Origin of the sequence: Pseudomonas putida (genome assembly GCF_030159595.1) — a bacterium.
Classification (GTDB): Bacteria; Pseudomonadota; Gammaproteobacteria; order Pseudomonadales; family Pseudomonadaceae; genus Aquipseudomonas; species Aquipseudomonas putida_AC.
Window position 1 is genome coordinate 377951 of the sequence record NZ_BSKJ01000004.1, and the last position, 19829, is coordinate 397779.

Here is a 19829-nt window from a genome sequence, read left to right on the forward strand (position 1 = left end):
CCGCGTTACACAGAGAGTGACTATACTGAACGGCCCCCAGCTGGTGATCCGCCACCTTTATATTCTCCAGCCCATGGAAGGCGGATGATTAATTATCTAAGAAACCTGGGTAAAAAACCGTCAGCCGAATCCTTCTCCAGGCATGTAAAGCTTGTCGAAACGGCAAGGCCAGATAGCGCTGAATCAATAGATGCCGCGCGCCGTGGGCTTGCCAGTGATATCTATATACCTCAGCAATCCCGGCTTTCAGCGTTTAAGTGGCGGGCTATTACCGTTGGAGGAGCGATTTTTGGCCTTGGTCTGGTAGCCCTGCCAATAATCCTCTCCGAAATCCGTAAGGACGATTGAGCGTTAAAAACCGAGGGCCGCAATGGCCCTCGGTATATATCAATCGGTAGAGCGCGCAACGGTCAAGGCACCAGCCCGCGTTACCCGCAAGGCCACCACGCTCCCCAGCACGATCAACGCCGCCAGCGAATACAGTGCGGCATCAGTCGAGCCCGTCTGGTCCTTGATGAACCCCACCAGGTACGGGCTGAGGAACCCCGCCATCTGGCCAACCGAATTGATGATGGCCAAACCTGCCACAGCGGCACCGGCGCTGAGCAGCGCGGTGGGCATGGGCCAGAACATTGGCAAACCGGTCAGGGCGCCCATGGTGGCGATCGACAGGCCAAGAATGGCAATGGTCGGGTTGCTGGCGAAGTTCACCGCGATCAACAGGCCGATGGCGCCCATCAGCATCGGTACCACAAGGTGCCAGCGGCGCTCGTTGCGCAGGTCGGCCGAGCGCCCGCACAGGATCATGAACACACCGGCCAGCAGGTACGGAATGGCGCTGAGCCAGCCGATCAGCAGCGGGTTGTCGTAGCCCATGTTCTTGATGATCGACGGCAGCCAGAAGTTGATCGCGTACACACCGCTCTGGATGCAGAAGTAGACAAAGCCGAAGGTCCAGATCAGCGGGTTGGTCAACACGGCGAGCACGCCATCACCCGTGGTGGACGGCTTGCTTGCGGCGTCGGCCTCCAGATCAGTGGCGATCAGCTCGCGTTCGGCCGGGCTCAACCAGGAGGCTTTCTGGTAACCGTCGCTGAGCAGGAACACTGCCAGCACACCCAGAACAACGGTCGGCAGCCCCTGGATCAGGAACATCCACTGCCAGCCGGCCAAGCCGTGTTGGCCGGCGGCGAAGTGCTGGAGGATCCAGCCAGAGAACGGCCCACCCAGTAAGCCCGACACCGGGATCGCCGACATGAACAGGGCCATGATGCGCCCGCGACGGGCCGCAGGGAACCAGCGCGAAAGGTACAGCACCACACCCGGGAAGAAGCCGGCTTCGGCGGCACCGGTGAGCAGGCGCAAGGTGTAGAACTCGGTGGGGGTGGTGACGAACAACAGGCAGGTGGAGAGACTGCCCCAGGCGATCATCATCAGCGCAATCCAGCGCCGAGGGCCAAAACGGTTGAGCGCCAGGTTGCTTGGCAAACCGCACAGTACGTAACCGATGAAGAAGATGCCGGCGCCGAGGCCGTACACCGTTTCGCTGAATTTCAGGGCGTCGAGCATCTGCAGCTTGGCAAAGCCGACGTTGACGCGGTCCAGGTAGTTGAACAGGTAGCAGATGAAAATGAACGGAATCAGCCGCACGGTGATGCGCCGGTACAGCGCGTTGCGGGTGGTGTCCGTGCCTTGGTCAGGGGCGGGGCTGTGTGCCATGATCGGGTTCTCTTTTGTTATGGTTGTCGCCGCGTCGCCTGTGCCGGCGCTCGCCATGACGAGTCTCGGGGACTGCGGCGTGCCTGTCTTTGTGCTTTTGCACAGTGCTTGAGTCAGGCTGCTGTGCCCGGGCCCAAAAAAGCCTGACACCCAAAGGACCCTGCAATGTTCGAACTCGACCATGACCTGGCACAGGATATCGTTGACCGGGCGATGGCCATTCTGCCGTGCAACGTCAACGTCATGGACAGCCAGGGCTTGATCCTGGGCAGTGGTGAGCCGGAGCGCATCAACACCCGCCACGAAGGCGCGCAACTGGTCCTGGCCAATGGCCGGATCGTCGAGCTGGACGTAGATGCGGCCAAATGCCTGAAGGGCGTGCAGCCCGGGGTTAACTTGCCGTTGATGCTCGATGGCCGGCTGATGGGTGTGCTGGGCCTGACGGGTGACCCACAACAGGTGCGCACCTATGGTGAGCTGGTGCGCATGACCGCCGAGATGCTGCTGGCCCAGCGCCATTTGCAGGCCGACCAGCAATGGCGACGGCAACGCTGTGACGACCTGCTGGCCCTGTTGCTAGGCGGCAGCGGCGACTCGCCACGCTTGCTCGACGAAGCCCGGCAACTGGGCCTGAAGCCGCAGCTGCCACGGGTGCCTTGCCTGTTCGAGCTGGCCTCGGGGCCGCCCGCCGAGGCGCTTGCTGCATGGTTACTGAACCGCTACCCAGACAGCTGGTGTGTCAGCCCGGCACGCCAGTCATTGCTGTGGTGTCGGCCCGCGGGTGTGACGCTGGATGAGCCGCGCCTGCTCGAGCGTCTGCAACGCCACGGTTGGGGTGTGGAGCGGCTGGCTTTGGGCAGTACTGCGCAGAGCCTGGAGCAACTGCGCCGGGGTTATCGCCGGGTGCGAGACTTGCTGGCCTATGGGCGCGAGGTACTGCCCAGCGAGCGCTTGCTGAGCCTGCAACGCTACCGGCTACCGGCGCTGCTGTGGCGGCATCGCAACGATGACGCGCTGGATGAACTGCTGGAGCCGTTGCAGCGCATTCGCGCCAAGGACAACAGTGGGCAGTTACTCACCACCCTGCGCGCCTGGTGTGCCCATGACGGCCAGAGCCAAGCCTGTGCCGATGCCTTGGGGATCCACCGCAACAGCCTGCGCTACCGCCTGGAACGGATTGCCGAACTGGGTGAGCTCGACCCACTGCGCATGGAGGGGATGCTTAGCTTGTACTTGGGGTTGCAGCTGTTGCCTGCGGATTGACGCGATGCCTGCAGGCACAGCCACGAAGGCATCTGCCCAAACAACCCGCCCGGCGCTTTGTGCATTTGACCGAGGCCACCTTGGCGGCCACCTGTCAGCATACCGCTCATCAGGACAGGAGAATCCCCATGAAGATCGTCATTGCCCCCGACTCGTTCAAGGACAGCCTTGATGCTGCCGGTGTCGCCCGTGCCATCGCTGCTGGCCTGAGCGAGGCGTGGCCGGACGCAGCCTTGGTCGAGTGCCCGATGGCCGACGGCGGCGAAGGCACCATGGAGGCGATCCTGGCCGCCAGCCACGGCGAACTGCGCCGCCAGGCGGTGCGTGGGCCATTGGGGCACAGCGTCGAAGCCGGTTGGGGGTGGCTGCCACAAAGCCGCACGGCCATCATTGAAATGGCCCAGGCCAGTGGCTTGCAACTGGTGCCAACCGACCAGCGTGATGCGTGCCGCAGCAGCACCTGGGGCACCGGCGAGTTGATCGCCGCCGCCTTGGCCGCCGGCGCGCAGCGGGTGGTGCTGGCCATCGGTGGCAGCGCCACCAACGATGCGGGCAGCGGCATGCTGCGCGCGCTTGGTCTGCGCCTGCTGGATGCCGACGGGCAAGCGCTGGAAGAGGGCGGCCTGGCGCTGGCGAGGTTGGCGCGGATCGACGCCAGTCACCTCGACCCGCGCCTGGCCGAGGTGCAATTTGAAGTCGCGGCGGATGTCGACAACCCGCTGTGCGGCGCCAACGGCGCATCGGCGATTTTCGGCCCGCAGAAGGGCGCCAACCCGCAGCAGGTGCAGGCGCTGGACCAGGCGCTGGGTCATTTTGCCGACCATTGTGCACAGCTGCTGAGTGAAGATGTGCGCGACTACCCTGGTTGCGGCGCTGCAGGTGGCATGGGCTTCGCTGCTCGTGCGTTCATGGGTGCACAGTTCCGCCCGGGGGTAGAGGTGGTAGCCGAACTGGCGGGGCTCGACGCCTTGGTGCAGGGCGCGGACCTGGTGGTGACGGGTGAGGGGCGGTTCGATGCCCAGACACTGCGTGGCAAGACGCCGATGGGGGTAGCCCGGGTAGCCAAGCGCCATGGCGTGCCGGTGGTGGTGCTGGCCGGCACCTTGGGTGAGGGCTACCAGCAGCTGTACGCCCATGGGGTCGATGCTGCATTTGCGCTGGCCAGCGGGCCGATGAGCCTGGAGCAAGCGTGTGCCGATGCTGCGGGGCTGCTGCAGGCCCGGGCTTGTGATATTGGACGGCTATGGCGCTGCGCTGCGCGCGCCTGATCAAAGCGCTTTCGCGCTTTCGAACATGGCAATGAAGTTGGCCAGCGCAGGCGAGGCATTCTGGGCGTTCCATTTCATGTACAGGCCGATACCTGGCGCGGATTGTGCGTCAATCGGGCGGATCGAGCAGAACTGTACGCGCTCGCGCGGGGTGGAACGGGCGAATGAGGCCGGTACCAACGCCACACCAAAACCACAGGCGACCAGCCCTAGCAAGGTATGAATCTGTGCGGCTTCTTGAACCACCCGAGGGTAGAAGCCGGCCGACTCGCACAGTGCAATCAACTGGGCATGGTAGCCGCCGCCCAACGCTTGTGGGGTGAACACAAAATCTTCACAGGCAAACTCGCGCAGGTCGACGTCGCCCTGTTGCGCTTTCGCATGGCCGGTGGGCAACGCCATGACAATCTGCTCGTCAAGCAGCAGCCGTGACTCCAGCGTACCCACCGGCAGCGGTAACCGGCGCATGAACCCGACATCCGCCTCGCCGGCCAGCAGCGCCTTGGCCTGCGTCGCTGACGGCATCTCGCGGAGGGTCAGCTGCACGTTCGGGTAAGTCTCGCGAAAGCGCCGCAAGCTGTTGAGCAGCGAGTCGTAATAGGCGATGGAAATGGCCGTGATGGTCAGTTTTCCGCTAACGCCTGCCGATACATTGCGAGCGTACTCGATACCCTGCTCCAGCTCGGCAAGTGTACGGTAAGCGGTATCGAGAAAGGCTGAGCCAGCCGGCGTCAGGCGCACCCCGCGCGTATTGCGCAAAAACAGGCTGAAACCGAGCTTTTCTTCAAGGCGGCTGATTGCCTGGCTCAGCGGCGGTTGCGCCATGTGCAGGCGCTCGGCGGCCTTGTGAAAGTGAAGCTCTTCGGCCACGGCGATGAACTGCCTGAGCAAACGTGTCTCGATCAATCAAGCATTCCTTCAAAGCGGCGACACAGCGGTGATATCCAAGAGATATCAAAGTTGCATGCTTTTAATATTAAGTCATTGAATTTTTTGTTGTTATCGTAAAAAGGAGAATCGAAGGTAGCCAGAAATGCCCGTTACAGAGCCTTTCCACAACGAAGTTGCGGCCATCACCGATGCCGCACAGGGCCTGGGCTTGGCCTATGGCATGGGGCTGGCCGAGCGATGGCCCCGCATCAAGGAATGCAGCTGCGTGCCCGTCAAGGTCGCCAATACGCGCGCCGACTTGGGCGAAAGCCTGGTCTGGGATGCGCGTAACGACGCGTTGTACTTCATCGATATTTCGGGCGGGCGCATCAACTGCCTGACGCCTGAAGGCGACGTCGAGAACCTTTACGCGTCAGCCGCGCGCATTGGCGCCCTGGCGCTGACCGACCGGGGCAACCTGATTTTCACCGAAGATGCCAGCGTGGCCATCTTCGATGTGCCTGCGCGTAAAGTGCGCCAGCATTCGGCATCGGTCCATCCGCGCTCGACCTACCGCTTCAACGACGGCGCCTGCGACCCGCAAGGGCGCTTCGTTACCGGGTTGATGGACGATGCCCTTAGCGGCAATACCGGGGCGCTGTTCCGTTTCGACGGGCAGTTGAGCGACGAGGTCATCCACGACGACATGGCCTTGCCCACCGGGCTTGCCTGGTCGCAAGACGGCCAGACGGTGTACTTCGTCGATTCGGCGGCGCGCGCCATCTATCGTGGCGAGTACCTCGTTGAAGGACGGCTGGGCACCGTTACGCTGTTTGCCGAAACCCCTGCCGAACTGGGGCGGCCGGATGGCCTGGCGCTGGACCGCGAAGGCGGGCTGTGGGTGTGCCAGTACCATGGCAGTTGCCTGCTGCGCTACGACCGCCACGGCCACCTGACCGATCAGGTACTGATGCCGGTACCGTGCCCCACCAGTTGCTGCTTTGGCGGGCCCGGGATGAATACCTTGTACATCAGCACCGCGCGTTTCGACATGAGCCCCGAAGACCTGCACCATTACCCGGATGCTGGCGACCTGTATGCCATCCACCTGACAATTGGCGGTGTCGCCCGGCACAGCTTCAAGGAATAAGCGCTTGGGCCTGGCTTGCCGGTAACACGGCCAGTTCGCCAAAGCGCTGCGCCGAGTCGATGTAGCGCAGCGCCGACTTGGCGTCTTTCCAGCCCACATAGCTCATCAGTGATTTCAGTTCCCAACCATTGGCCGTGGCCCAGGTGGCAAAGCCACGCCGTAGCGAGTGGCCGGTATACAGCGCCGCCGGTACCCCGGCACGCTCCAGCATGCGCCGCAGCAGGCCGACCAGGCTGTTGCTGTTGAGCGCGCTTTCGCCGAGATTGCCCCAGCGGTCAAGCTTGCGAAACACTGGCCCGTGGGCAATGCCGGCAACTTCCAGCCATTGCAGGTAGGCCGTTACCGGGCACAGGGCCTTGAGGGCAGGGGTGCGGTGCTGCACGCCCAAGGCTTCGCGGTCGCCCTTGCTGCGGGGCAGGAACAGCGTGATACCGACACCGACTTCGGCCTGGATATGTTCGATGCGCAGGCGTGCCAGTTCATCACCGCGAAAACCACGCCAGAAACCCAGCAACAGCAACGCGGTATCGCGGCGTGCCCGGCGCAGGGCGGCCAGGTCGTGGTGTTCGCGGGCCTGGCGGGCCTCCTCTTCAAAACACGCCACGGCGGTTTGCAGGTGTTGCAGCAACAGCGGGGCAGCCTGCTTGGGCGGCGTCGGGTGCAGGGTGCGGATGCCGCGTAGCACCTGACGCACCAGCGGCGCCTTGGTCGGGTCGGGGAAACCTTGGGCGACGTGCCATTGACTGAGCGCGGCAAGGCGCTGGCGCAAGGTACTGACGGCGTGGTGTTCGGCGTGCTCCACCAGATAGCGGGCAATGCTCTCGGCGGTGGCCGGAAGAAAGCCGCCCCAGTGGCTTTCGAAGTGCTCGATGGCGGCCTGGTAGCTGCGCCGGGTGTTGTCACGGGTGGCGGCGCGAAGGTAGCGCTCGATATCGGTCATGGTGCGGCTGTCGGTGGGTGATGGGCACACGATAAACCGAAATCCCAAGACAAGCACCTAATGCTGCGTCGGGGCAAGTTCGTCCTGCCAGACCGATACCTGCCCGTGGGGATCGTGAGAGGCCTCAATGCCGTTGAAGTGCGGGTAGTCGCGCAACTGCGCCGGCGACAGGGGCCGACTGAAGTGATAGCCCTGGGCAATATCGCAGCCCGCCAGTTTCAGGCACACCACCTGCTCACGGGTTTCCACACCCTCGGCCACCACTTCCAGGCCCAGGCGTTTGGCCAGGATGATGGTGGAGGACACGAGCGGGCTGTCGTCATGGCTGTTGGACAAGGGGGCGATCAGCGAGCGGTCGATCTTCAGCTTGCTTAGCGGCAGCGAGTGCAGGTGGGCGAAGCCGGCGTAGCCGCGGCCGAAATCGTCCAGGCTGACGCCCAAGCCAGCGCTGCGCAGGGTGTGCAGGTGCGCCACTGCCGTACTTTCGGGGTCGAGGATGCTGGTTTCAGTGATTTCCAGCTCCAGCCGCTGCGGCGCAATCGCATGCTGTTGCAGTTCGTTCAGCAACCGCGTAGCGAAGTCGTCCTGGCGCAGCTGCAGGGCGGAGACATTGACCGCCAGCCGCGTCTCTCGGCCTTGGGCGTCCCACCCCGACAAGGCCTCGCAGGCCAGGCGCAACACCTCCCAACCCAGCTCGACAATGAAACCACTGCGTTCTGCCAGGTCGATGAAGCGGTCCGGGTACAGCAGGCCGAACTCGGGGTGATCCCAGCGCACCAGCGCTTCGTAGCCCAGTACTTGCTGGGTGTCGAGGCGAATCTGCGGCTGGTAGTGCAGCACGAACTGGCGCTCGGCCAGGGCACTGCCGAAGGCCTGTTCGAGGGTGAAGGCCTGGATGTCGGCCAGGTTCAGCGAGGGGTCGAAGAAGCGATATTGCGCGCGCCCGGCCTGTTTGGCCGAATACATCGCAGCGTCGGCACTGCGGATCAGGCTGTCGATGTCCTGGCCATCACGGGGGCAAATGCTTACGCCCACACTGGGGCTGGTGTTGACCTCCTGGCCGTCCAGGGCATAGGTGGCCGACAACCGCTGGACCAGTTCACGAACCCAGGCATTGATCTGTTCCTCGCTGCGTTCGCCCGCCAGCAGCACCACGAATTCGTCACCGCCAAAGCGCGAGGCTTCGTCACCAGGGTCCAGAAGGCGCTGGATGCGCCCGGCCACAGCCTGCAGCAGCAGGTCGCCAATCTTGTGCCCGAGCGAGTCGTTGATTGACTTGAAACGGTCCATGTCGATGAACAGGATCGCCATCAGCCGGCGCTTGCCCCGTTGCCGGGTAAGCGCCTGGCCAGCCACCTCGACGAACTGACGGCGGTTGTGCAACCCGCTGAGGTGGTCGGTGGCGGCGGCATGGCTGCTGCGCCGGTGTTCGTCCTCAAGGCGACCAATTAGCTGCTGGTTGACCTGTTGGGCCTGCTCCAGTGCGTTGAAAGCCTCCTGGTGCTTGCGCAGCAGGCGCAAGGTACACAGCAAACTGCCGAGGATCAGCAGGGTCATGCTCAGGTTCAGCCAGAACTGCCGGGAATAGGGCGATGCCGAGGGGGCAGACTGGCCAAGCCCGCACGCCGGGTGGGCGTTTACGGAGGGGACGTGCAGCCCCCAAAGAAAGGCCAGGGTGGCTGCACACAGCATCAGGATCAGCAGCCGCAAAAGGCTGGTGGATGAAAGCGAACGGCGAATCACTGCTGATAGTTCCCGACCCTGGGCGATGGTCGAAAAATACGACAATAAGATGACAGGGTCATGACCGATGGCAAATTGCCTTTAAGGGTTTCCTGTGTCTGCCAAGGGCGCTTGCAGGCGTGCGGTTTCCTCCTCGATGTAGCTCATCAATGCGCTGACTTCGGTATCGCCCAGGCGCATGTTGGGCATGGCCAGGCGGTTGTACTGCTCGTACAGCAGCATGGCCAGGGGGTCTTTCTCTGCCAGCATGCGGTCGGGCTCTTTCAACCAGCGGGTCAGCCAGTTGGCATCACGCTGGCGGGTCACACCCAGCAGGTCGGGGCCTATACCCGGTTGTCCCGGCTCGGTATTACCCAGCGTGTGGCAGGATGAGCAACGGGTGCGGAAGATCTGCTCGCCACTGCTTGGCGGACGTACTTCGGGGGCTTGAGCGTAGTCATTGTTCATGGCACTGGCCTGCTTCCAGTTGTGCAGGCTGTTGCCCAGGCGATCGGCGAGGATGTAGGGGCTTTCGAAGGGCGAGGCTTTCATCCAACGGCCAGTGGCCTGGTTGCCGATGATCAGGCTCAGGTTGTGGTCCTTGGAGCGGCCGTTCTCCAGGCCATCGATCCACAGCCCCAGGCTACGGCGTAACGTTTCAATGTCGCTGGGCTCGCCGGTAAGCAGCGTCCAGCCAGGGCCGATGCCGAACTTTTCGGCGTAGCGCTTGAGGGTGGCCGGGGTGTCGTTGTAAGGGTCGATACTGATGGAGTAGAGGAAGATGTCCTTGCCGACCCGGTCGCCAAGAATCTTCTGCACCTGGCGCAGGCGTGCGGTCTCTACCGGGCAGGAATCGGAGCAGCCGGTGAAGATGAAGTTGATGGCGACCACCTTGTCCTTGATCAGGTCGTCGAAGAAATGCACTTGCTCGCCGTCCTGGGTGAGCAGGGGGATGTTGGGGAAGTAGTCGGCACCCCAAGGGCTTTCAGCTTCTTTGGCCACCCGTTGTTGCGGCTGCAACGGCCAGAACGGGATGCTGGCGGCGAACAGCGCGAGCACCAGCAGGAAACGCCATGAGCCGGACATGATGCGGTCCTCATCGGTTGGCAATGGGGCCGCGTAGCGGCCCCCGCCTTGCACTCACTGATACCTGACAGGCGCCGTCACGGTCTGCCCCAGCGCCGACTTCACGGTAACCGTCGCCGGTGTGGCCGGGCCGAAGCCGGTGGTGGTCACCGACACTCGCCAGCGGGCACCGGTGGTCGTGACGGTCAGCGTGGCGTTACCCAGGCTTACCGGGCCGCCGGTGGTTGCTGCGGTCACACTGATGCTGTTGCCTGTGGCCACCGTGGTCGTCCCCTGTACATCCCAGGTGAAGCGGTTACCGCTGCGCACCTGCACCGTGGCACTGGTGACCTGGATCTGGTCGACCGCTGCCGCCTGGCTCACCGCGATGCTGACCGTGGCCGGGTTCACCGACTCGGCTCCTTTGGCATCCCGCGCCGTGTAGTTGAAGCTGGCGGTGAACGGTGTGGCGACCGTGGCCGGCGGGGTGTAGGTCACCGTGGTGCCATTGGTGCTGGCGCTACCCTGGCCGGAGTCCGGTTGGGTCAGGCCGACGACGGTCAACGGCAGGTTGCCTTCCGGATCAGTGTCGTTGGCCAGCACGTTCAGGGTGATCGGCTTGCCAGCGGTGGTTGCCGCACTGTCGTTGGCCGCGACCGGCGGTTTGTTGGCCGCGTCATCGTTGTCGTCCTTGGCTTTGGTGCGGAAGGTCGGCAGGCCCACCGAGGCCATGTACTGCACGCCATCCCAGCCGGGTAGCGGGGTCGGCATAACCTGGAACTGCCCCGGATGTTCAATGTCCCAGCGCAGCAGCATCGACGAGTCTTCGTGCTGGGTGTTGTGGCAGTGCTCCATGTAGGTACCGGCGAACTCGCGGAAGCGGATGGCCATTTCCACCTCTTCCGACGAATCGGCATCCGGCCCGATGCGGTACACGTCCTTGCGTGCCCATTTCTCCCATTCTGGCGGCGCCTTGCCGTCGCGGCTAAGGATCACACCTTCCTCGAAGTGCACATGCACCGGGTGGCTCCAGCCATTGCCGCCGTTGACGATCTTCCACACTTCCAGGGTGCCGTCACCGCTGAAGCCCCCGTCGGTGGACTGTTGGGCCAGTTGTGGTGCAGCACTGATGCGCCGTGGGTCCATGCTGTAACCGAAGCCCCCGTCAGTCTTGATGGTCCAGGGTTTGGTATCGGTACCGTCAGAGCGGCCAAAGATGAACTCGCGGTGGCGGGCATCCTTGATCTTGGCCTGGTCGGCGGCCGAATTGCGGTCAATGGGCAGCGGGAGCATTTTCAGGCCTGCGGCCTTGCCGGGTTTGGCCGGTTCGTAGGCCACCGGGTCCATGCTCACGTCCTGGCCGCTGTAAGGCTGCACGATCAACTGCAGGAACTTGCCGACCAGCGGGTCGCCGTTATCCCACTGCGGGCCCTTGCTGGTCTGTTTGATCACTGCCTTGTACTTCTCCGACAGCACGTCGGCCAGCGAAATGGCACCTTCCGGGCCCTTGCCGGTGCGGTGCTCCTCAATGTTGACGAAGTACAGCTTGTCGCCCACCTTGATGCCATTCTTGGCGAAGTTGATGATGATGTCATAGCGCTCGGCAATGCCTTGCAGCGGCAGGATGCCGTTGTTGTCCTGCAGGTTGCCGTCGCCGTTGAGGTCCATGGTGCCGTCGAATGGCACGGCGTGCTCCATGATGTTGCCGTCGTTGGCAATCATGTGGAACGGCACCCGCGCATACGACACGTTGGAGCCGGATGGTCCCTTGAATTCGCCGCTGGTCCCGGCAATTTCACGCACGACTGCAAATTTGAAGTAGCGGGATACCGAGCCGTTGAGCAGACGGAAGCGATAACTGCGTGCACGCACCTTGAGCTTGGGCTGGTACTGCCAGTTGACCAGCATCTGGTCGCCAAGGAAGCCATCGGTGTTGAACGGGTTGAACCACAGTTGGCCGTTGGCATCCCAGGCCTTGTCGGCCATCACCAGGTTGACGTCATAGTCGCGGTTACCCCACGGCATACCCGAACCGCTGGGGAAACGCAGGTTGACGCCATCCTGAATGGCCTCGTTGCCGCGGTCCAGGGCGCTGTAGTAGTTCATCATCACGGCGTTGCCTTTGTAGACGTTCTGCGCCGTGAAATCCATCATGTGGTCGTGGAACCAGTGGGTGCTCATGGTTTCGCGCCAGTCACCGCGAATCTTGATGCTGCCGTTCTGGCAGGTTTTCAGCCCTGGCGAGCCGTCATTGACGAACAGGGTTTCACCCGGTGAGCAAGGGAATGCGGCACGCGGGTCTTGTGCGCGGGTGTTGATGGTGTCGTAACCGGCCAGTTGCACCGGCCAACGGTAGTCATAGTACTGGCCGGGGAAGAAGTAGGCGTTGGCGAAGCCGTCACTTTCGGCCGGGGAATGGCCGTTGTGCTCGTGGGTCGAAATGGTGTGCAGGCCGAAACCGCCGTTGGCCGAAGGGTCGATCGGCAGGGCATTGTAATGGCGCATCAGCACTGGCTGGCCGTAGCGCACCATCAGCAACTTGACCGGGAAGGTGCCATCGAACGTCCACAGCGACTTGTGGTTCTGCAGCGGCATGTTCGGGTGGAAGCGGGTGTCGATGCCCTTGGTGGTGCCCAGGGTAGTCGGGATGTCGGAGGTCTGGTAGTACAGCCCGCCCGGGGCGAATTCACCGACCGCATAGTTGTGCAGTTGCTTGCGGTCGCGCAGGCCCTGGTTGATGCGCGCGCCGGCTTGCGCGGTCTTGAACGCAGTCTGCGGGTAAAACTCGTTCCAGCGCTGGTGTGACCAGCCTTTTCCTGGTGGACGGCCTTCGGCTGGGGAACCGACGGGTTGGCGGTTGAGGAACATTTCAATCTGCGCCTTCCACGGGTTGCGGTCCAGCACATTGGAAAACTGGGTCGGGAACGGGTACAAGCCCGGTTGTTTGAGGAAGGCCTCCAGGGCAGTACCACTGGGGCCACTGCGGGCCACCACGTTGGGGTCCTGCGCAGGTGCAGCGCCCAGGGTGGGCACCGGGAAGGTCAGGCTGGGCGGCGGCAGGGTAGGGTCGAGCTTTTCCGTGCCGAATTCTTCGAACAGCAGCAATTGCTGGGTAAATGGCTGCGCACCGTACAGCGGGCTGGGCTTGCCGTTGGTGGGGTACCTGTCCGAAGTTTGCAGGGCAGGCGGCAGCACGTTGTCGGTGCGCACCGTGTTGCGGTCACCATACACACCATTGGTCAGCTCCAGCGAACCCCGGTTGGCTTCTGGCAAGGTCTCCAGGTTTAGCAGGGCCGGGGTCGGATCGGCCGGTTGGTCGGTGTAGGCGGAAGGGTCGGTTGGCGGCGGCGGGCTGTTATCGTCGAGGGGGGCTGCTGTGACCGTGATCAGCCCAAGGCTGAGCATCAGCGCGGTGACGGTGGACAGCTGGAATGCGTGCCTAGCAGGGTGGATCACGGCAGGTGTTTTCATTGCCTTGTGCCTCGCTCGCGGCTGTATGGCTTACTGCCTTCAATGGCGTTTTGCCTGGTATATGGCCTTGAGCAACGGTTGTGCCAACCGATCTTTCAGTAATGCTTTGTTAAACAAATCCTTGACACGCCTAGGGTGCGCTAAATAACGGGGCGTCAAAAATGGGGCTATGTCCCCACTAGCGGGTCACCCATTGCCCGCATGTTTGGGCCTGTGGGTAGTGACAGCACCGTCGCCCTGGGGTATACCTGAGCGCCACCAAGGGGAGCCCGGCAACGGGCTGAGAAACCGCTGAACGCTGCAGCGCGGTGACCCTTCGAACCTGATCCGGATCATGCCGGCGAAGGGATGGGGCTTGTTACCTGCCTTTTTGCCGGCCTCACTGCGAGGCCCGTCCATGCCAACTGCCAAGGTCTCGCTGTCACCCTCATCAAGGACAGCAACATGACCGAACGTTTCAGCCAGTCCCTGCGCCGCCAGAATGAGCCAACATGGTCGGCGGCCGTTGGCCACCGTTTCGTGACCCAATTGTGCGACGGCAGCCTGCCAGACCCGATCATGGTCGACTACCTGGTGCAGGACCATCGTTTCCTCGACAGCTTCCTGACCCTGCTAGGCGCGGCCATCGCTACCGCTGACACGTTCGAGGCCCGCCTGCGCTTCGGCCGCTTCGCCGGGATGATTTCCAGCGACGAGAACACCTACTTCCTGCGCGCTTTCGACGCTCTGGATGTAAGCCCGGCGCAACGCACTGAACCGACCGACACTGTGCCAACGGCAGGTTTCAAGGCGATCATGCGCGAAGCGGCGGCAACCCGTTCCTATGCGGCGGCGCTGGCGGTGCTCAATGTTGCAGAAGGCCTGTACCTGGACTGGGCGCTGAAGGCGCCCAAACCCATGCCGGACAATTTCGTCCATGCCGAGTGGATCACCTTGCACGATAACCCGGCCTTCCAGGCCTTCGTTGCCTTCCTGCAATCCGAACTGGACCGCGTCGGCCCGCAGGAAGCCGCACTGGCCACTGACTTCTACCAGCGCACCGTAGCGCTGGAACTGGCCTTCTTCGATGCCGTGTACCCGGAGGGCAAATGAGCATGGACATCTTCGAGCGCCTCAAGGCTGCTGCCTCGCTACAGTGGAACAGCTATGTCGACCATGACTTCGTGCGGCAGATGGGCGAGGGCACGTTGAGCGAAGAAGCATTCCGGACTTACCTGGTGCAGGATTACCTGTTCCTTATCCAGTTTGCCCGTGCCTGGGCGCTGGCGGCTTACAAGAGCCGCCGCCCGGCCGACATCCGCGCTGCGCAGGCCGGGCTGGCGGCGATCCTGGATGAAACCGAACTGCACCTGCGCCTGTGCGCGCGCTGGGGGCTGACCCAGGCCGATATCGAAGCTGCGCCCGAGCACCAGGCCACGGTGGCCTATACCCGCTATGTACTGGACTGCGGTGCCGCCGGCGACCTGCTGGAACTGCATGTGGCACTGGCGCCTTGCGTGATCGGCTATGCCGAAATCGGCCGGACCCTGGCGGAACGGATCGGCGATTTGAGCAACCACCCGTACCGCGAGTGGATTGGTGAATATGCCGGGGAAGGCTACCAAGGCGTGGCGGCGGCAGCGCGCAAGCATCTGGATGAGCTGGCGGCGCGGAGCATGACCGAGCAGCGCTTTGCAGAGTTGGTGGGGATTTTCGGGCAAGCTTCCAGCCTGGAGGCAGACTTCTGGCAGATGGGGTTAAACGGAGGCTAATCTGCACCTTTGAGCGAAGCCCTCGACAAGGAGAAACACCATGAACATTGTCAACGCACGGCTGCGCGGCAAACCTGGCCTGTTCCGGATCGAACTCAGCGGCGAGCACATCGCCGCCATTGTGCCTCAGGCCGATGGAGTGGCACCGTGCGCGGGTGATGATCTGGACGCTGGGCAAAACCTGGTGGTGGCGCCTTTTGTCGAACCGCACATTCACCTGGACGCCACGCTGACCGCCGGCGAGCCGAAGTGGAACATGAGCGGCACCCTGTTCGAAGGCATTGAGCGTTGGGCCGAGCGTAAAGAAATCACCACACGCGATGACATCAAGACCCGCGCGAAAAAGACCATCGGCATGCTGGTGGACCACGGTATCCAGCATGTGCGCACGCATGTCGATGTGACCGACCCGAAACTCACTGCGCTCAAGGCCATGGTCGAGGTGCGAGACGAAGTGCGCGCACGGGTCGACCTGCAGATCGTCGCCTTCCCGCAGGAGGGTATCGAGTCGTACGCCAACGGGCGGGCGCTGATGACCGAAGCGGTGGCCATCGGTGCCGATGTGGTGGGCGGTATTCCGCATTTCGAGAACACCCGTGAGCAGGGCGTTTCGTCGCTGAAGTTCCTGATGGACCTGGCCGAACGTACCGGTTGCCTGGTGGACGTGCACTGCGACGAGACCGACGACCCGCAGTCGCGCTTCCTTGAGGTGCTGGCCGAAGAAGCCCGTGTACGCGATATGGGCGCTCGGGTGACGGCCAGCCATACCACAGCCATGGGTTCCTACGACAATGCCTACTGTTACAAGCTGTTCCGCCTGCTTAAGCTGTCGGGCATCAACTTCGTGTCGTGCCCGACCGAGAGCATTCACCTGCAAGGACGCTTCGACAACTACCCGAAACGGCGTGGCGTCACCCGCGTGGCCGAGATCGACCGCGCCGGCATGAACGTGTGCTTTGGCCAGGATTCCATCGTCGACCCGTGGTACCCGTTGGGCAATGGCAACATCCTGCGCATCCTCGAAGCCGGTCTGCACATCTGCCATATGCTCGGTTACGAAGACCTGCAGCGCTGCCTGGACCTGATCACCGACAACAGCGCCCGCACGCTGAACCTGGGCGAACGCTACGGAATTGAGGTGGGGCGGCCGGCAAACCTGTTACTGCTGTCGGCGCCTGACGACTACGAAATGGTGCGTAGCCAGGGGCATGCGCTGGTGTCTGTGCGCAATGGCAAGGTGCTGATGCGGCGCACGCCGGCGCAAGTGCAGCGTTTTCTCTGACGTTGCTTCAGCCTCGGCCCAGGGTGCTGGGCCGAGCGCTCCGCTCCAGGGCCTGCGTCAGCCGTTGATCAGTTCCAGCACCTTGTCGGGCTCCAGTATCGGTAACGGTAATACGATGTAGGCCCAGTAGTAGTACCCGTCGTCTTTCGTCACATCTTTAGCCAGCAGGACAGTGAACGGGGTTGGCTGGCTTGAGGCCGGAGAGAACACGCCGTTGCTATCAACGTTGCCATTGCCCGCAATGCGAACCCACTGGGTATTCGCGGCACTCACCTCGATGGGCGTGGTAGCGCCCCATTTGGTATACCACATTACCAGGCGCACTTTGCCTGAAACCAGGTGCGCCTTGAAAAAGTGCGTTTCAGGAATGTACTGGGTCAGGAATGTCGACGTTGCCTTTTGACCAGCTGAAGTAGCATTGATCACGTCGGCATAAAGAGGGTGCTCCAGATCTGCCTTCAATGCCGCAGGTACATTGGTCTTGTTGTTTGGCTCGAGCGTGGCTGCAGGGGTTAGCGGGGGTGGCGGGTAATAGAACCGGTTGCCGTTCTCGTTCTGAAGGCTTCCTACAGAGGGGCCGTCGAATGCCCATTGTGCGTTGGCGTTCGAGGGTTCAAGGGTGAGTGCCTGCTTCTCGTCACCAGGATATACCTGCCGCAGCAAGGGTGTAATCGATGGTTTCTGTGCCGCCAGGGCGGCAGAAGCTGGGGCGCTGAATGCGCTCCGCAAATAGAACTGAGCAGCATAGTCATGCGCTTCGGGAAGGTAGACTCCACTGGTTAATACAGCATTTTCATTTGGCACAAATAGGGACAACGCGCAGTTCATATCCTGGGGGGGCTTATTTTGAGCTATCTCGGGAAACGCATCTTCGGAGAACCTGATGTTGATAGGCATCGATGTCGTTGGCTCAGCGAAAGTTTTGGCGTCAGCGACCATCCGAGACTGGCATGCGTCGAACCCAATTACCCTTCCCAATCCATCTTCTGAGAACTGACCTATCAATTCGCCGCGCAGTGCTCCAGTCGGCGGGGAGGCATCAGGCAGGTGTATCCCATTTTGCTTCTTCAAGTGCTCTATGAGCAGGGCGCTGTCGTAGCCACTCCCCACGGTTTCAATGCTTGTGCCCTTGGACAATAGCAGCATGAGCTTTCCGTCATCGGCAATGTAAAAATGTACCGGGTTATCAAATAACCGTAGTTTGACGGTCAGTTGCGCATCTACCGAAGGGAAACGTTGATGAGCCTCCCACACACGCTCGCTTGAGGACCCGGCCAGTCTGCGGGTTCTAAATCCTACATCATGGAGCACGGGTGCGTTAATGAGGAGATCACGCTCATGAAAAACCAGCCAAGCACTGCCGAGGTCGATGGCGCCAAATTTCCAGTCTCCGTTATTGACGGGTTCCTCATAAGTTATTTTCTCACTGACCTGACCGGTATCACTACTGCGATAGCGGTCCCAGTGAAGGTTAAGTGTTTCTCTTAAGCAGTACATCCGAATAGGCGTATTGAGCGACTGGTGACGCGCTGCCTCATCAGGGCCTTGTTCGTTTTCAATGGGGTGCTTCATTTCCGACCTCCTGCCCAGTTGACGTGCACGAGGCTGGATTTGAGCACAGGGTATGGTCTCGTACACCTGGCAGAAATAACAGGTGCCTGCCCACAGCTGATTGGCTGCTTTTTCACCTGTCACATTCGATAAGCCGTGATTATTCTTCCTGAGGAAACGTTTGCAGGTGCGCGCTGTTATCGCCATAATCGGTATGTAATTACATGTTACATAACACAGTACAAAATTGTAGGAGCACGCATGGCCCGGGGCGGTATCAACAAGGTGGTGGTTCAGCAGGCACGTCAGGCGTTGATTGCCCGCGGCGAGAACCCCAGCATCGATGCCATACGTATCGAGCTGGGCAATACCGGCTCGAAAACCACGATTCACCGCTATCTGAAGGAATTGAACGGCCAGCAACCCGTGGCCTCCGAAGGAGGCGCTGCGCTGAGCGATGTGCTAAGCCGCCTGGTCGGGCAATTGGCAACCCAGCTACAGGATGAGGCCGACCTCAAGATCGAGCAGGCCGAAAGCACCTTCACTCAACAGCGAGAAACGCTTGAGGCTCAGCTGGAAATCGCCCAGCAGGCCCTGGCGGCGGCGCTTCAGCAACATAAGATCGATGCGTCGGCTTTGGCCGACGAGACGGAAAAACGGTTGACCACACAGAGCACGCTGCAAGCCGAACAGCTGCGCAGCGCCAGCCTCAACCAGTCGCTAGGTGAATTGCAGGTGCGTCTGGCCGACAAGGACGAACAGGTGAAGTCACTGGAGGACAAACACCGCCATGCCCGCGATGCCCTGGAGCATTACCGCAATGCCAGCCGTGAACAGCGCGAGCAGGAGCAACGCCGCCACGAAGCACAACTGCAGCAGATGCAGGTGGAAGTACGTCAACTGCAACAAGGCATGATCGTGAAGCAGGACGAGCTGACCCGCTTGCACCGCGATAACGAGCGTTTGCTGGGTGAGCACCGCCAAGCCGCCAGCGAGTGCCGGGCGCAGGACGAGTTGCTGGAGCAACGCGATGCGCAGATTCAGGGCTTGCGGACGATCCTGGCCCAGGCCCAGGGCGCCAGCGAAGAAATGCGCCGCCAGCTGGATGTGCAAGCGCAGCATCTGGAAACCAGGCGAGACGTGTGCGCGGAACAGGCGCGGCAGCTGCTGCGGTATGAAGAGCAGCTAAAAGAACGCGATGAGGCATTGGCGCAATGCAGGGCACAACTGCCTGCACATGGAGAGTGACGGGCCGTCTAATGATCGACGTAACGGCGCATCGCACAACGATCAGTGAGGCCATGTGCACGCTCATTGGCCAGGATTTTCCGCAACCACGGGTTCAGCAGCCGCTCATCGAGCACCTCGAACCCGAACCGAGCATAGAAGGGCGCATTCCAGGGCACCTTGGCAAAGGTGGTCAACGTGAGCTCGCGCAGGCCTGCGTCACGCGCGGCATCAGCCACCTGCTGCAGCAAACGCCGTCCCACGCCTTGCCCTTGAACCGCCTGGCGCACCGATATCTCATAAAGGTGCAGCGCGTGCCCTTCACGCCGGGCACAGGCAAAACCGGCGACGCGCCCAGTATCGTCTTCGGCCACCCAGCTACCGCCCGCCTGGACGAAAGCCCTGTGCGCAACGCAATCCATCACATCACCTTGCGCCAGCCAGGCCAGCGCCGGCCAGTCGGCAAACGCTTGGGCCGCCGAACGCTCTACGTCCGGCAGGTCTTGAATATCGCGCTCAAGGGTAGGGCGGATACGCATGCAACACTCCT

15 protein-coding genes, 1 pseudogene and 1 riboswitch are annotated in these 19829 nt (G+C 62.0%); of the genes and pseudogenes, 8 read left to right on the forward strand and 8 right to left on the reverse strand.

Translation table 11 applies throughout. The features are described from left to right. Nucleotides 1-84 precede the first annotated feature (84 nt). Nucleotides 85-348 (forward strand): hypothetical protein, encoded by a 264-nt coding sequence (locus tag QQL85_RS11665; RefSeq protein WP_284353903.1) that lies wholly within the window; start codon nucleotides 85-87, stop codon nucleotides 346-348. Nucleotides 349-387: 39 nt separating this feature from the next. Here QQL85_RS11665 and QQL85_RS11670 read toward each other — a convergent pair whose 3' ends face one another. Next, the gene (locus tag QQL85_RS11670; protein ID WP_284353593.1) at nucleotides 388-1719 is read right to left on the reverse strand and encodes an MFS transporter; all 1332 of its coding nucleotides are present in this window, start codon (nucleotides 1717-1719) and stop codon (nucleotides 388-390) included. Nucleotides 1720-1884: 165 nt separating this feature from the next. Here QQL85_RS11670 and QQL85_RS11675 point away from each other — a divergent pair, with 165 nt between their 5' ends. Both QQL85_RS11675 and QQL85_RS11680 read left to right on the forward strand, forming a co-directional pair. Continuing rightward, the gene (locus QQL85_RS11675) at nucleotides 1885-2982 is read left to right on the forward strand and encodes a sugar diacid recognition domain-containing protein (protein ID WP_284368769.1); all 1098 of its coding nucleotides are present in this window, start codon (nucleotides 1885-1887) and stop codon (nucleotides 2980-2982) included. Between the two features lie 128 nt (nucleotides 2983-3110). Continuing rightward, nucleotides 3111-4250 (forward strand): glycerate kinase, encoded by a 1140-nt coding sequence (locus tag QQL85_RS11680; RefSeq protein WP_284353591.1) that lies wholly within the window; start codon nucleotides 3111-3113, stop codon nucleotides 4248-4250. On the opposite strand, the gene QQL85_RS11685 is transcribed toward QQL85_RS11680, so the two are convergent. Then, entirely contained in the window at nucleotides 4251-5156 is a 906-nt protein-coding gene (locus QQL85_RS11685) for a LysR substrate-binding domain-containing protein (RefSeq protein ID WP_284353590.1), read from the reverse strand. Between the two features lie 205 nt (nucleotides 5157-5361). On the opposite strand from QQL85_RS11685, the gene QQL85_RS11690 reads away from it, so the two are divergent. After that, nucleotides 5362-6270 (forward strand): SMP-30/gluconolactonase/LRE family protein, encoded by a 909-nt coding sequence (locus QQL85_RS11690; protein ID WP_284353893.1) that lies wholly within the window; start codon nucleotides 5362-5364, stop codon nucleotides 6268-6270. Here QQL85_RS11690 and QQL85_RS11695 read toward each other — a convergent pair. The 4 genes and pseudogenes from QQL85_RS11695 to QQL85_RS11710 form a co-directional block, all read right to left on the reverse strand. After that, nucleotides 6260-7210 carry a site-specific integrase gene (locus QQL85_RS11695; protein ID WP_284353589.1) on the reverse strand — a complete coding sequence of 317 codons (951 nt, stop codon included), beginning with the start codon at nucleotides 7208-7210 and terminating at the stop codon, nucleotides 6260-6262. The two genes, QQL85_RS11690 and QQL85_RS11695, sit on opposite strands and share 11 nt — an antisense overlap. Before the next feature lie 57 nt (nucleotides 7211-7267). Next, nucleotides 7268-8815 (reverse strand): annotated as a pseudogene (locus QQL85_RS11700) (putative bifunctional diguanylate cyclase/phosphodiesterase); the annotation flags it as partial. 219 nt (nucleotides 8816-9034) lie between these two features. Continuing rightward, nucleotides 9035-10018 (reverse strand): SCO family protein, encoded by a 984-nt coding sequence (locus QQL85_RS11705; RefSeq protein ID WP_284353588.1) that lies wholly within the window; start codon nucleotides 10016-10018, stop codon nucleotides 9035-9037. Between the two features lie 54 nt (nucleotides 10019-10072). Further along, nucleotides 10073-13468 (reverse strand): Ig-like domain-containing protein, encoded by a 3396-nt coding sequence (locus QQL85_RS11710; protein WP_284353587.1) that lies wholly within the window; start codon nucleotides 13466-13468, stop codon nucleotides 10073-10075. Nucleotides 13469-13719: 251 nt separating this feature from the next. Beyond that, nucleotides 13720-13834: riboswitch (TPP riboswitch) on the forward strand. Nucleotides 13835-13912: 78 nt separating this feature from the next. On the opposite strand from QQL85_RS11710, the gene QQL85_RS11715 reads away from it, so the two are divergent. From QQL85_RS11715 to codA, 3 genes are read left to right on the forward strand one after another with little or no spacing between them, the layout of a single operon-like run. Then, nucleotides 13913-14560 (forward strand): TenA family protein, encoded by a 648-nt coding sequence (locus QQL85_RS11715; protein WP_284353586.1) that lies wholly within the window; start codon nucleotides 13913-13915, stop codon nucleotides 14558-14560. Beyond that, entirely contained in the window at nucleotides 14557-15219 is a 663-nt protein-coding gene (tenA, locus tag QQL85_RS11720) for a thiaminase II (RefSeq protein ID WP_284353585.1), read from the forward strand. Before QQL85_RS11715 ends, tenA begins: the two co-directional genes overlap by 4 nt. A 40-nt stretch (nucleotides 15220-15259) precedes the next feature. Continuing rightward, on the forward strand, nucleotides 15260-16501 hold the full coding sequence (gene codA / locus QQL85_RS11725) for a cytosine deaminase (protein WP_284353584.1): 1242 nt from the start codon (nucleotides 15260-15262) through the stop codon (nucleotides 16499-16501). Between the two features lie 57 nt (nucleotides 16502-16558). Here codA and QQL85_RS11730 read toward each other — a convergent pair whose 3' ends face one another. Beyond that, nucleotides 16559-18073, reverse strand: coding sequence for a hypothetical protein (locus QQL85_RS11730; RefSeq protein WP_284353583.1), 1515 nt, complete (start codon nucleotides 18071-18073; stop codon nucleotides 16559-16561). Nucleotides 18074-18313: 240 nt separating this feature from the next. Here QQL85_RS11730 and QQL85_RS11735 point away from each other — a divergent pair, with 240 nt between their 5' ends. Beyond that, entirely contained in the window at nucleotides 18314-19300 is a 987-nt protein-coding gene (locus tag QQL85_RS11735; protein ID WP_284353582.1) for a DNA-binding protein, read from the forward strand. An 8-nt stretch (nucleotides 19301-19308) separates the two neighbouring features. Here QQL85_RS11735 and QQL85_RS11740 read toward each other — a convergent pair whose 3' ends face one another. Beyond that, entirely contained in the window at nucleotides 19309-19818 is a 510-nt protein-coding gene (locus QQL85_RS11740; protein ID WP_284353581.1) for a GNAT family N-acetyltransferase, read from the reverse strand. Nucleotides 19819-19829: the final 11 nt, after the last annotated feature.